Source organism: Neorhizobium phenanthreniclasticum (assembly GCF_040066075.1).
Taxonomy (GTDB): Bacteria; Pseudomonadota; Alphaproteobacteria; order Rhizobiales; family Rhizobiaceae; genus Neorhizobium; species Neorhizobium petrolearium.
The window spans coordinates 40,516-53,256 of the sequence record NZ_JBEAAL010000035.1 but is presented as its reverse complement, the minus strand read 5'-3'; the positions used below and the strand labels follow the sequence as shown (position 1 = coordinate 53,256).

Genomic DNA, 12,741 nt, shown 5'->3' with positions numbered 1-12,741 from the left:
CGGATAGCGACCTGGCAGCCAGCAGACGTCGCAATCGGTAGAAGGAGCCTCGTCGGCCAATGGTGAGAATGGCACCACCTCTGCGCCGGCTTCACGCCAGCCGCGCATCAGGTGTGGATAGAGAAAGGTGAAGGCAGCATCCCGCGCCAGCGCGATGCGCTGTCCGGGCGGCGGCAGCGCCTTTGCTGGCGAACCAGGCGGGATGTCGAAGGGTTCTGCGGCAGCGTAAATCGCATCGAGATCGAGGGAGGCTTCCATGGCATCGGCAAGCCGTTCGATATGTGCATCCATTTCAGGGTGTTCGCTCGCCTGCACGAGGCCGAGATGCCGTTCCGGCAGGATCAATGTCGGATCGCGCAGGATCGTGCCGACAACCGGCAGGCCGATTGCCTCGATCGCATCGCCGGAGAGCTTCCTGTGCCGCTCGCTGCCGGCACGGTTCAGAATGCAGGCGGCGATCTTCACCTGCGGATCGTAGTGCGTGAAACCATAAGCGATGGCTGCGGCAGTCTGCGACTGGCCGGAGACGTCCAGTACCAGCAGGACCGGCAGACCGAAGAGACGGGCGAGATCGGAAGCCGCGCCGGAGCGGTTTTTCTCGCTAACGATACCGTCGAAAAGGCCCATGGCGCTTTCGATCAACAGCAGTTCCGCATCATCCGCCTGTTGCCGCGCGAGATACCGAAGGAGATCCGGTGCCATGGCCCAGCTATCGAGGTTGAGGCCGGGCACATGAGTTGCAGCCTCATGAAAGCCGGGATCGATATAATCCGGTCCCGTTTTGATGCCGCGCACTTTCACGCCACGGCGGGCAAAGGCGCGCAGCAGGCCGATCGTGACGCTGGTCTTGCCGGAACCAGAGCGCGGCGCGCCGATGATGAGTGCGCGGGCAGTCATCGGTGCTGACCTGAAAGGGCTGTCTGCATCGAGACGATCCTACCGATGACGATCAAAGCCGGTGCGGCAAAGTTCTGGCGCTCAATCTCAGCCTCGACCGTGGCGAGCGTCGCGATCATCGAGCGTTCCCCCGGCATGGTGGCGGCCATCAGCACAGCCACCGGCGTTTCGGATGGCAGACCGCCCTCCATCAGCAGCTGCGCAATCGTGCCGATCGCGCTCACTCCCATATAGACGACGATCGGTTCGCCGGTTTTCGCCAGCGCTTTCCAGTCCAGGTCACCTGGGGTGCCGGCTGCATGTCCTGTAGCAAGCGTGATCGCGCGGCTGATGCCGCGCATGGTGGCGGGGATATTGGCCGCTGCCAGTGCGGCGAGCGCCGAGGTCATGCCGGGCAGGATACGGAAAGAAATGTTCTCCCTGGCGAGCGCTTCCGCTTCTTCGCCGCCACGCCCGAAGACGAAAGGATCACCGCCTTTCAGACGCAGCACGCGTTTTCCTTCCCGCGCGAGCTCGATGAGTTTCGTGGTGATATCGTCCTGCGCCACCGATGGTTTGCCGCCCCGTTTTCCCACAAAGATCAGATCCGCCGTTTTCGCCAGCAACAGCACGTCCTCGGAGACCAGGGCGTCGTGGACGATCACATCCGCCTTGCCGATCGCATCCGCTACTTCCAAAGTCAGGTAGCGCGGATGGCCCGGCCCGGCACCTGCGAGCCAGACATGGCCCGGCTGAAAGACGGGCGCCTCTATGATGGCCTGGATGTTTTCATTCAGATGCATATGCAAACCTTTTGCCGGCATTCGCCGGTCGGGCTATAGAAACGGCCATGGAAACGGATGGCAAGAACCTGCGCCGTGGCTGGACCACGGGAACCTGCGCGGCGGCGGCCAGCAAAGCTGCCTGCCTTGCGCTCGTTTCCGGCAGATTTCCGGACATGGTGGAGGTGACGCTGCCGGGCGGCCAGCGGCCGAGCTTCGCGTTGGCCATGGAGGAGACGGGCGAAGGTTTCGCCAAAGCCGGCATCGTCAAGGACGCCGGCGACGATCCGGACGTCACGCATGGGGCGCTCATCATGAGCACCGTGCGTCGCGGTGCTGCCGGCAGCGGCATTAGCTTCAAGGCTGGCAAAGGCGTGGGAACGGTGACGCGCCCCGGCCTGCCTCTGCCGCCAGGCGAGCCTTCTATCAATCCGGTGCCGCGCAAAATAATCGCCGAGGCGATCGCAGAGGTGGCGGGCGGCGAGACCGATTTCGAGGTGGAGATTTCGGTCGCTGATGGCGAGAAGATCGCGGAAAAGACGTTGAACGGCCGGCTCGGCATTTTGGGCGGTATCTCGATCCTCGGCACGACCGGTATCGTCATTCCCTTTTCCTGTTCGGCCTGGATCCATTCCATCTGGCGCGGCATCGATGTGGCACGGGCGGCGGGTCTCACTCATGTCGCCGGCTCCACCGGCAACACGTCGGAAAAGGCGGTGCAGGCCCATCACGACCTGCCCGAAATCGCGCTGATCGACATGGGCGATTTCGTTGGCGGCATGCTCAAATACCTGCGCGACCATCCCGTGCCGAAAGTCACCATCGCCGGCGGCGTCGCCAAGACGACCAAGCTCGCCCAAGGCATGCTCGACGTCCATTCCAAGCGCGGCCTTGCCGACCTCGAAGCTTTGGCCAAGGTCGCGGCAGAAGCCGGTGCGGCGCCCGAGCTTGTCGAGCGGATTGCGGCTGCGAATACTGTTGCCGAAGCCTTCGCACTCGCGGGCAAAAGTGGATTGCCGCTTGGCGACCGTACCGCGAATCTTGCCTGGAAAACCGCTGCCAAGGTGCTCCGCGATCCGCAGATCGCGCTGGAAATCCTGGTCTATAATCGCGAGGGCCGCTTGGTGGGCCAGGCGCCATTTACACCTTCGGATCATTCGGAATCTCTGCCTTTGTCCGTCTGAGGCCAGCCGGGCCGGAAGCGGCGTACATAGTCGGCGTTGTAAAGCTGGCTTTCGGCAAAATCCGTCGAACCAAGCCCCTTGCCGACGAAAATCAGCGCCGTGCGTTCTGCCGGTTCCTCAGCAAGTTTCGCCTTTATGTCGGCCAGCGTGCCCCGGACGATCCGTTCTTCCGGCCAGGAGGCGCGCACGACGATCGCCACCGGACAGTCCGGCCCATAAAGCGGCATCAGTTCAGCGACGATCTGGTCAAGTGCGTGGATGGCGAGATGGATCGCCAGCGTGGCGCCCGTCGCCCCGAAAGCCGCCAGTGTCTCGCCTTCCGGCATTTTCGACGCACGTCCGGAGACACGAGTCAAAACAAGGCTCTGTGTCACTTCCGGAATGGTCAGCTCGCGCCTGAGCGCTGCTGCCGCCGCAGCAAATGACGGTACGCCGGGCGTCAGCGTGTAGTCGATGCCGTGTTTTTTCAGCCGGCGGATCTGCTCGGCCACCGCGCTCCAGACGGAGAGGTCACCGGAATGCAGCCGTGCCACGTCCTTGCCTGCCTTGTGGGCCGCGACGTATTCCGCCTCGATATCATCGAGCGAGAGGGAGCCTGTGTCGACGATCCGCGCATCCTGCGGGCAATAGTCGAGCAGTTCCTTCGGCATGATCGAACCGGCATAGAGGCAGACCGGCGACCGGGCGAGAATGTCCCTGCCGCGAACGGTGATGAGGTCGGCAGCGCCTGGGCCGGCGCCGATGAAATGGACGGTCATGGATGGTCCTTCGAGCGGGCAAGCGCGCACGTGGCGCCGTTGGCGATCAGCCGAGGCATGATAAGTTCCGAAGTCTCGCCGGCGAGAGCGAGGGCTGCCGCTTCGGAAAGGCTTGGTGTCGCAGTCTGCGCAAGGCTGTGTTTCGACACGGTTTTCGTTCGAGTTTCCGCTTGCTTCAGCGCGTGTTCATCAAGAATATGCATGGGCAGGCCAAGCTTGGTCGCCAGATCAATAATGCCCGGTTCATGCCGCTTGATTTCGCCGGTAGCCAGCGCCGTTACTGATTCACGTGAAATACCAGCCTCGATGCAAGCGGCATCCAGTGCGGAAAGCACAGCTTCCGCTGACGTTCCTTTCCGGCAGCCAAGTCCCGCGACGATCATCTCTGTTCTCCCGGTTTTGTCCATCGCCATTGGGTGACCGGCATGGCGGGCCGCCAGCCGGTCATGCTGCCGATCGGTGCGGCGCGCGATATCTCGATCCGGATCAGCTCGCCAGCCAGGCGGGCATGCGCGGCGAGGAGGACCGCTTCCATTTCCAATGTCACGGCGTTGGCGGCCAGCCGCCCGCCGGGTTTCAATGCATCGATGGCCGCATCGAAGACGCCCACCTCACTACCCCCGCCGCCGATGAAGATCACATCGGGCATGGGAAGACCGGCCAGCGCGGCCGGTGCTTCACCTTCGACAATCTTAAGCCCCGGCACACCGAAGGCAGAAGCATTTCGCTTGATGCGTGCTGCCCGTTCCGGATCGGCTTCGATCGCGATGGCTTGCAGCGAAGGATCGGCCAGCATCCATTCTATACCGATCGAGCCGGAACCGGCACCGATGTCCCAAAGCAGTTCGCCGCGCCGGGGGCTGAGTGCCGAAAGCGTCAGCGCCCGGATTTCCCGCTTGGTGATCTGCCCGTCATGCTCGAAAAGTGCGTCATCCAGTCCGAAGCCGCGCGGCAGAATGCGGGCGCCGGCTTCTGCCTTAACTTCGACCGCGACGACATTGAGAGGATTGATATCCTGCAATGCAAATTCATTTGCGGCTGCAGATCGGATGCGCTCGCCTTCTCCACCCAAAGCCTCCAGCACCGTCAGTCGCGATGGGCCGAAGCCTGTCTCTGTCAGGAGAGAGGCAAGTTCGGTTGGTCCTTTTTCATCCGAGGTCAGCGCAATGACGCGTCGGCCGGGGTGCAGGAGCTGTCGAATCAGGTCGAGAGGGCGTCCATGGAGCGATACAACTTCGATCTCCTGGAGCGGCCAGCCGAGCCGAGATGCCGCCAGCGAAAAGGACGAGGGTGTTGGATAGGTGATGAATTCTTCTGCTGGAACGTGTCGCGAAAGTGTGGCGCCGACTCCGAAAAAGAAAGGATCCCCCGATGCCAGCACACAAACGTTCTGTCCACGCAGTGCCATGACATCGCGCATTGTCGGATCGAAAGGCGCCGGCCACGTGCGCGCCTCGCCGGCGATCAAGGGTGCGGCCAATTCCAGATGCCGTTTGCCGCCGAACACTATCGAGGCGGAAGAAACTGCAGAACGCGCACTCTCGCCGAGACCCTTCACGCCGTCCTCGCCGATGCCGACGATGGACAGCCAGCAGCTTTGGTTTAAAGCTCTACCTGCTGATTCAGGAGGCATAATGAAACACTCCATCCTCATTCTCGGCGGCACGGCGGAGGCCAGAAAACTGGCGGCAGGGCTCGCCGGTGATCCGCGCTTCACGACCGAACTTTCGCTGGCCGGCCGCACGCGCGCACCGGCAGAACAGCCCGTGCCGGTACGGATCGGCGGTTTTGGCGGTGCGGAAGGCCTGGCTGCCTATCTGCGGGACAAGGGTATCACGATCCTGATCGATGCAACCCACCCCTATGCGGCGCAGATCTCCCGTAATGCGGCAGAGGCTGCGAAGCGGGCGGATGTGCCTTTGATTGCGCTCCGCCGTTCTCCCTGGCGCCAGCAGCAGGGTGACCGTTGGATTGAAGTCGCCAGTATTCATGAGGCTGTCACGGCATTGGGCAAAAGCCCGAGAAAAGTCTTCCTCACCCTCGGCCGGCAGGAACTTCTGCCTTTCGAGGCGGCGCCGCAGCATCATTACCTCATCCGCAGCGTCGATCCCGTTGAACCGCCGCTTGCTGTGCCGCATGCGATCTATCTGACGGAGCGCGGCCCGTTTGCCGAAACGGACGAGGCACGGTTGCTGAAAGAGCAGGGTATCGAGGTGATCGTTGCCAAGAACAGCGGCGGGCCTTCGAGCTACGGCAAGATCTGCGCCGCCCGTGCGCTCGGTATCGAGGTGATCCTCGCGCGCCGTCCGGATTTGCCGGATTTGCCGTCGGTGGAGACCGTGGAGGAGATGCTCGCCTGGCTCGATCATGTCTCGGCGCCCTTGAAAGAACGCGGCGAATAAACGATCGGCCGCTGGCCTTCCCGCTCGATGATTCGGGTTTCCGCCGTCCCGACGATCACACAGGTCGCCATGTCGGCCATGCCGCTTTCGGCCTCGGAAAGGGGCACGATCCGGATCGTTTCGTCCGGCCGACCCGCTGCCCGGCCGAAGATTACCGGAACCTCGCCCGGCAAATGCCGGCGCAGCAGGGCGAAGGCGTCGCCGAGCTGGTGCGGCCGTGCCTTGCTGACCGGATTGTAGAAGGCCATGACGAAACCGGCTTCTGCCGCCGCAATCAGTCTCTTCTCGATGATTTCCCAGGGCTTCAGGTTATTGGAGAGCGAGATGGCGCAGAAATCATGTCCCAGCGGCGCGCCGGCCCTGGCTGCTACCGCCAGCATGGCTGTCACCCCCGGCACGACGGAAAAATCGATACTGCGCCATTCGACCGGGCCTTCATCGATCGCTTCGCAAACCGCCGCCGCCATAGCGAAGACGCCGGGATCGCCGCCGGAGATGACACAGACTCTGCCACCTTTGGCGGCCATCTCCAAAGCGGCCCGGGCACGCGCCAGTTCCTCGCGGTTGTCGGATGCATGGCGCCGCTGGTCCGGCCGAAGGTTCAGTCCGTAGATATAGGGAAAATAGCCGAAGAAATCTTCCGCTGCCGCCACGGCTGCCAAAGCTTCCGGCGTCATCTGATCCGGATTGCCTGGCCCAAGGCCGACGACTGTCAGCGAACCGCTCATCGGTCGTCTCCCGGCCGCGCCTTCCAGCCGGGAACCAGCACGATCGAGAAATAGGGCGCCGGGCTCTCGTCACGCTCTTCCAGTTTCTGGGCCGCGCCGTTCGCCATGGTGCCGCGTTCCACGTAGAGCGCGCCGGACAGTTTCCCAACCGACGCGAGCGCACGGCGGATCTTCGGCAAGTTGCGGCCGACCTTCATGATAACAGCGCCGTCCGTATTTGCCAGGCGTTCGGCCAGCTTTTCCTCGGGAAGCGTGCCCGGCAGCACGCTCAAGATGTCGTCGCCTTGAACCAGCGGCAGGCCCGTCATCGACCAGCAGCCGGACATGGCGGTGACGCCTGCCACGACTTCCGCCGGATAGCGGCTCGCCAGCCGCACATGCAGGTGCATGTAGGAGCCGTAGAACAGCGGATCACCTTCGCTGAGCACAGCCACATTTTTCCCAGCGTCGAGATAGGCGGCGATTTCCTCCGCCGAGCGGTCGAAGAAGTCGGAGATCGGACCGCGATACTCCGCCTCATCCTTGCTGGTCTCGGTCGTCACCGGATAGACAAGCGGCAGTTCCAGCGTGCCCGGTCGGACATGGGCTCCTACAATGGCGCGGCCATTGCCCGTGCTGCCCTTCTTGCAGAAGAAGGCGATGACATCCGCCTGGCTGATGGTGCGCGCCGCCTTCAGCGTCAGCAGTTCCGGATCGCCCGGCCCCGTGCCGACGCCGGTGAGCTTGCCTTTGAGGACCACCGCGTTCAAAGGCCTGCCCTCGCAAGCGCGTTGACGCAGGCCGCCGTCATCGCTGAACCGCCCATTCGTCCGCGTACGATAGCGTAAGGGATGTCGAGTGCCGATTCCATCAGCGCTTCCTTGGACTCTGCCGCTCCCACGAAACCGACCGGCATGCCGATGATCGCGGCCGGGCGCGGCGCGCCGGCATCCAGCATTTCGAGCAGGCGGAAGAGCGCCGTCGGCGCATTGCCGATCGCCACCAGCGCGCCTTCCATTTCATCCCAGAGGTCCAATGCGGCAGCCGATCGGGTGTTGCCGATCGTCCTGGCAAGCTCGATCGTGCGGCTGTCTCGCAGCGTGCAGATCACATCGTTATCGGCAGGCAGCCGGGCGCGGGTGATGCCATGCGCAACCATTTCGGCGTCGCAGTAGATCGGCCTGCCGTCATAAAGCGCGCCACGCGCCCGAGCGACGAAATCCTTCGAAAAGTGGAATTGCTGCGCCGCCTCAACAAGCCCGCAGGCATGGATCATGCGCACGGCGATTTCGGCCTGTTCAGCGGAAAAGGCGGAAAGATCGGCTTCCTGGCGGATGATCGCGAAGGACTTTTCGTAGATCGAGTCGCCTTCGCGAATATAGTCATAGTTGTTCATGGTCGTCCTGACGTTACAGCCGCAGCGAGCCGATCAGTTCCGAGTCGGGCTAGGCAGGCGGCGGAATTTTCCCCTTCGCGTCGTTCGATCCGAACGAGATCGGCGATACGGCGAAGAGAGGCGCTGGTATTGGCAAAAGAGACGGAGGCAAAGGGCGGTTCGGCTGCTTTGCCCCGCCCGATCAGGGAAATGCCGTCGGCCGTCCCGCAGAGGGTCAATGCGGAGGGCTCCGGATGGGCGCAGCCTTTCGGGCAGCCCGTAACATGCAGCTTGAATGACCCGTCGAGCAAGTCGGCGCATTCGGCTGCGGCCTCAGACGCAATGTCGTGGGTTGCGATCGTCGCCGACGTACAGGCCGGGCTTCCCGGGCAGGCGGCGATATGTCCCCGCGGGTCGGCGGAGGACGTGATGAAGCCATTCTGAACTGCGAAATCGGAGAGCGCTTCGCAGGCTTCATGCGTTCCGAAGAACAATAGCGAGTGATCCAAGGCGGGTTTCAGGAATTTGATCCCCAGCCGCTCGGCTTCATCGCAGAGTGCGATGAGGTTTTCAGCCTTTGCCTGGCCGAACGCGGGACCGAGGCAGATGGCATGGAAGCCGTTCGAAAAAGCAAACAGGCCGAAGGGCGAGACCGAGGGTTGCGCATCCGCATTCACCGGAAGCCCGTTTGCAAGATCGTGGCCTCGTGCTTTGTTTCCCATCGCTGCGAGCTTCTGAAGCAAAGAAATGGCAGTCGCGATGGCGCCGGCGTCGTCGAGCACTCCGCAAATCTTACCCTTTGTCTCCGGTCCGCCGAGCAGCAGTTTCCAGCGGGTGCTTTCGCCGGATCGAACGGCGACCAGCCGGATATCCGCCAGCAGATGGGAGAGCCGCAATCTGCCATGCCCGTCTACCACGAGGCACATCTTTGGTGCGAGACCCTCGATGCCGCGCGCAGCTTGCCGGATTGCTTCGGCAACCGGTCTCGGATCGACGATTTCGGTTTCATCCAGACCGGCAAAGGGGGGAACCTCGACCGCAAGTCCTTCACGCAAGGGCAGATTCAGCGCCCGGACTTCCGTGTCCAACATCGGAGCGGAGATTTCCGTCAGTCCGCGAGCCTGGAGATTTCCCCGGGCGGAGATATCAAGAATGCCGTTGCCGTGACGCTGTGCCAGCCTGCAGAGTTCAGCCAGTTGCCCCGGCGAAATCGCATCGATCAGCGCGATGCGGGCCAGAAGCCCGTCACCGGTCATCATCGGAGCGGAAAGCGCCGGGCAGGCGCCGCGTCGCATGTCCAAAGCTTTGCGCTCGAGCGAGGGCGCGGTCATGCCGACCTCTTTGTCAACATCTCGAGTTCGGCGTCGATCGCATTCCGGCGCGGGTGCCAAAGGCCGCGGCGGAGCGCCGAGCGGAAACGTTCGCCCATGTAGCGCGCACCTTCGGGGTTCTGCGAGAGCAGGAAATCGCGTACTGCTTCGTCACCGAGATAGGCATCGTAGGTTGCGTCGATCAGCGATTGCGGGATAGCACGGGTGGTCTCGGCAAAGCCGATCAACCGATCGACGGTTTCCACCAGTTCGGCCGCACCACGCGGCCCGTGGCGCATCTGGCCTGCGATGAAGCGCGGATTGACGGCGCGAGCGCGCACCACACGGGTCACGGCTTCCGAGAGCGAACGGGCCTTCGGCTTCTGCGGATCGGTGGTATCGAGCGCGATCACATCCGCCTTGCCGCCAAGTGCCGCGACCGCTGCCGAAAACCCGCCGATGAAAGCAACGTCCGCCGAACCGTCCAAAAGATCACGGCCGGGGTCGTCACCAGTATGGACAAGCAGGTCAGCGCTTCCAACGCGTTCGGCGAAGCGCCCGGGTACGGCCGAAGCCTCACCCTCCGCCCCGCCGAAGGCATGGCTGGTAGCGTCGAGATAGAGGTGGCCGAGTTCCTCGCGCTCATTCCATGTGCCGTCTGCGAGCTTTTCCTCAATGCCGGAACCATATGTGCCGGGGGCAGAACCGAAAATGCGTGGCGGCACATGGCCAAGCCTGCGGGCTTCCTCGGCCAGCGGGTTGTCGCCCGGCGCTTCCTCGCGGGCCGCGATCGCCCGCATGGCGGCGTCCAGCAGCGCGATCAGCGCCGGGAACATGTCGCGAAACAGGCCGGAGATACGGAGCGTCACGTCGACACGCGGACGGCCGAGCGCTGCCGGTGGCAGGACGTCGATGCCGGTCACGCGCCCAGTCGCCGTATCCTGTACCGGCTTTGCGCCCATCAGTGCCAGAGCCTGGGCCACTTCTTCGCCGCCGCTACGCAGGGAAGCGCTGCCCCAGAGATCAAAAACAAGGCTTTTGGGCCAGTCGCCGTGATCCTGCAGGTAACGCCGAAGAATCTCGTCCGCGGCGCGTTTGCCAAGCTCGAAGGCAGTCGGCGTCGGCAGCGTGCGCGGATCGCTGGCAAAGAGGTTGCGGCCGGTCGGCATGACGTCGCGGCGGCCGCGTGCCGGGGCACCGGACGGGCCGGGGCGGATATGTCTGCCGTCAAGCGCGTCGATCAAGGCTTGCCGCTCGGTTTCGGCACTCAGGATCCGTAACGGATCGTTATCATCCTCCGCCGCCTCGCCGAAGACATGCTGGCCGTCCTTGATCGCGAAATCCTTGAGATCGCAGAGAAAGGCGTCGATACGGGTCAGGGCCGTGTCGGGATCGTCGTCGCCGGAAACGCCGGCTTCGGAAGCCAGGCCGGTATTGCGCGCGGTCTCGACGATCAGCTTTGCCAGCCGGTCACGGCGGCGGCGGTCGAGCCCGTCTGCCTGGGCATATTCATCGACCAGCAGTTCGAGCCTCCTTTGTTCGCCGGACAATCCGGCATCGGTCAGTACCGGTGGCAGATGGCCGATGGTGACGGCGGAAATCCGTCGCTTGGCGACCGCTGCCTCGCCCGGGTTGGAAACGATGAAGGGATAGATGACCGGCAGGTCACCGGTCACGATCTCCGGAAAGCAATCCTTCGAAAGGGCAACCGTGTTGCCCGGCAACCATTCCAACGTACCATGGGCACCGACATGCACGATCGCATGCGCGCCGAGCGTCTCGCGCATCCACTGGCCAAAGGCTACCAGCGCATGGCGTGGCGGCAGATCCGGGTCGTGATAATCGGCCCGGCGGTCTGCGTTGCGGCCGCGATCCGGTGCCAGCGCTACGATGATATTGCCGAAAGTCGCTGTACGGAAACGGAAGGCGCCTTCTTCAAGCTCTGCGTCGGGCGGCCCCCAGGCGGTTTCTGCGCCTGGAGCCGGGTGATAGGCGGAGAGCGGATAAGAACCGGCTTCCTGGTTTAGCAGGTCAAGAAGGTCTCGCGCGGTCACCGGTATGTCAGCGACAAAATAGCCGGCTATCGAAAGCTCGCGCAGCATGGACAGCACGCTTTGCGGCACGTCAAGCCCGACGGCATAGCCTGTGCGGCCGGGCGCACTCAGATAGTCCGGCATGAGGATGACGATCTTGCGGGCGGATCGCGGCGTAGATTTCAGGCGCAGGAAGGCACCGATGCGGTCAGCAACCTGCTCGACCCGGTCCGGCTCCGGCCGGTTAAGAAGGTTGGCGGAATCACTGCCGGCCTTGAAAGAGATCGCGCCGGCCAATATGCGCCCGTCGAGTTCCGGCAGGACCACATGCATGGCGAGGTCTGCGGGATTGAGACCGCGGCGGTTTTCCGCCCAGCCCTCGCGTCGGGTCGTAGCGATGACAACTTGAAAAACTGGCACGCCGGTGCGATCGAAGATCGTCTCACCGCTGTCGCTCGCGCCGCTGGCAAAAGCGGTGGTGGCAATGATCGCCGCAGGTTCGAGATCTGCGATCGCTTGTTCAACGAAGTTTATCGCCTCGACATCCTTCAACCCGCTGACGAAGATCGGGATCGGCGCGAAACCGCGTTCAAGCAGCGCTTCGAACAGCGCATCGATCGGTGCGGTGTCGTTCGCGAACAATATGGAGCGGTAGAAGAGGACCGGCAGTCGCAGGGCGTCTGGCGAGAAATCCGCGAGCAGATCGTCCACTCCGACGATTCCGCTGCCTGGCCTGTAATAGCCCATCTTCGACATCGGTGCGGCTTGCGGCAGGACCTCCTGCTCGTCATTCGCCAGCGCGGCCAAACGCTTTGCAAGCAGACGCATATTGCCCGGTCCGCCCTCGCGGAAACAGGCAAGAAAGCCGGCAAGCACCTCTTCGGAAACGGTCGAGGCAGCAGCGAGTCTTTCATCGCGGATACTGCATTCGCCGGGCAGAAGCGCGAGCGCGGTCTTCTTGAGCCGCGCCAGCCGCGAAATCTCTTCGACACCATATGACCAGCGATCATAGCCGCCAAGGATGCGCACGAGAATAACTTTGGCATGTGCCGCCGTCTTTTCGATCCAAAGATCGACAGACATGGGATGCCTGAGATCAGCGAGATTGGTCAATCGCAGGGTCGGCTGACCTTGGCCCCATGCGGCGGAAATGCCGTTCAGATCGCTGCCAGAAAAGGACAGCACCACCACATCGGCCGGCGACTGGTTCAAGTCGACCGGTTCGATCAGGTCATCGAGCGACGACGATGTGGTGGCGAGTATGTGCATCCTTTTCTCTGGGTTTCTGTTTTCCCTCGGCAATTGCCAACGGAA

The 12,741-nt window shown here is 63.1% G+C and carries 12 protein-coding genes; 2 read left to right on the top strand and 10 right to left on the bottom strand.

Annotated elements, in window-relative coordinates; genetic code table 11:
• Together ABK249_RS29820 and cobA are read right to left on the bottom strand one after the other, a co-directional pair.
• Nucleotides 1-897, bottom strand: an 897-nt coding sequence (locus tag ABK249_RS29820; protein WP_348864726.1) for a cobyrinate a,c-diamide synthase, incomplete at its 3' end; no start/stop codon positions are given.
• A complete protein-coding gene (gene cobA / locus ABK249_RS29815) occupies nt 894-1,679 on the bottom strand; it encodes a uroporphyrinogen-III C-methyltransferase (RefSeq protein ID WP_348864725.1) in 786 nt (261 codons plus the stop codon). The genes ABK249_RS29820 and cobA, both read right to left, overlap by 4 nt.
• Nucleotides 1,680-1,726: 47 nt before the next feature.
• On the opposite strand from cobA, the gene ABK249_RS29810 reads away from it, so the two are divergent.
• Nucleotides 1,727-2,842 (top strand): cobalt-precorrin-5B (C(1))-methyltransferase, encoded by a 1,116-nt coding sequence (locus ABK249_RS29810; RefSeq protein WP_348864724.1) that lies wholly within the window; start codon nt 1,727-1,729, stop codon nt 2,840-2,842.
• On the opposite strand, the gene cobM is transcribed toward ABK249_RS29810, so the two are convergent.
• The 3 genes from cobM to cbiE are packed head-to-tail and all read right to left on the bottom strand — an operon-like array spanning nt 2,812 to nt 5,233.
• Nucleotides 2,812-3,600 carry a precorrin-4 C(11)-methyltransferase gene (cobM, locus tag ABK249_RS29805; protein WP_037154260.1) on the bottom strand — a complete coding sequence of 263 codons (789 nt, stop codon included), beginning with the start codon at nt 3,598-3,600 and terminating at the stop codon, nt 2,812-2,814. The two genes, ABK249_RS29810 and cobM, sit on opposite strands and share 31 nt — an antisense overlap.
• Nucleotides 3,597-3,983 carry a cobalamin biosynthesis protein gene (locus ABK249_RS29800; protein WP_348864723.1) on the bottom strand — a complete coding sequence of 129 codons (387 nt, stop codon included), beginning with the start codon at nt 3,981-3,983 and terminating at the stop codon, nt 3,597-3,599. The genes cobM and ABK249_RS29800 overlap by 4 nt, the downstream gene beginning before the upstream one ends.
• The gene (gene cbiE / locus ABK249_RS29795; RefSeq protein ID WP_348864722.1) at nt 3,980-5,233 is read right to left on the bottom strand and encodes a precorrin-6y C5,15-methyltransferase (decarboxylating) subunit CbiE; all 1,254 of its coding nucleotides are present in this window, start codon (nt 5,231-5,233) and stop codon (nt 3,980-3,982) included. Before cbiE ends, ABK249_RS29800 begins: the two co-directional genes overlap by 4 nt.
• Before the next feature lies 1 nt (nt 5,234).
• On the opposite strand from cbiE, the gene ABK249_RS29790 reads away from it, so the two are divergent.
• Nucleotides 5,235-6,002 carry a cobalt-precorrin-6A reductase gene (locus tag ABK249_RS29790; RefSeq protein WP_348864721.1) on the top strand — a complete coding sequence of 256 codons (768 nt, stop codon included), beginning with the start codon at nt 5,235-5,237 and terminating at the stop codon, nt 6,000-6,002.
• On the opposite strand, the gene ABK249_RS29785 is transcribed toward ABK249_RS29790, so the two are convergent.
• From ABK249_RS29785 to cobN, 5 genes are read right to left on the bottom strand one after another with little or no spacing between them, the layout of a single operon-like run.
• Nucleotides 5,966-6,730 carry a precorrin-3B C(17)-methyltransferase gene (locus ABK249_RS29785; RefSeq protein WP_348864720.1) on the bottom strand — a complete coding sequence of 255 codons (765 nt, stop codon included), beginning with the start codon at nt 6,728-6,730 and terminating at the stop codon, nt 5,966-5,968. The genes ABK249_RS29790 and ABK249_RS29785 overlap by 37 nt on opposite strands.
• Nucleotides 6,727-7,479 carry a precorrin-2 C(20)-methyltransferase gene (locus tag ABK249_RS29780; protein WP_348864719.1) on the bottom strand — a complete coding sequence of 251 codons (753 nt, stop codon included), beginning with the start codon at nt 7,477-7,479 and terminating at the stop codon, nt 6,727-6,729. Before ABK249_RS29780 ends, ABK249_RS29785 begins: the two co-directional genes overlap by 4 nt.
• Nucleotides 7,476-8,105 (bottom strand): precorrin-8X methylmutase, encoded by a 630-nt coding sequence (locus ABK249_RS29775; protein ID WP_348864718.1) that lies wholly within the window; start codon nt 8,103-8,105, stop codon nt 7,476-7,478. Before ABK249_RS29775 ends, ABK249_RS29780 begins: the two co-directional genes overlap by 4 nt.
• Nucleotides 8,102-9,415, bottom strand: a complete 1,314-nt coding sequence (gene cobG / locus ABK249_RS29770) for a precorrin-3B synthase (protein ID WP_348864717.1) — start codon at nt 9,413-9,415, stop codon at nt 8,102-8,104. Before cobG ends, ABK249_RS29775 begins: the two co-directional genes overlap by 4 nt.
• Entirely contained in the window at nt 9,412-12,696 is a 3,285-nt protein-coding gene (cobN, locus tag ABK249_RS29765) for a cobaltochelatase subunit CobN (RefSeq protein WP_348864716.1), read from the bottom strand. Before cobN ends, cobG begins: the two co-directional genes overlap by 4 nt.
• Nucleotides 12,697-12,741 lie beyond the last annotated feature (45 nt).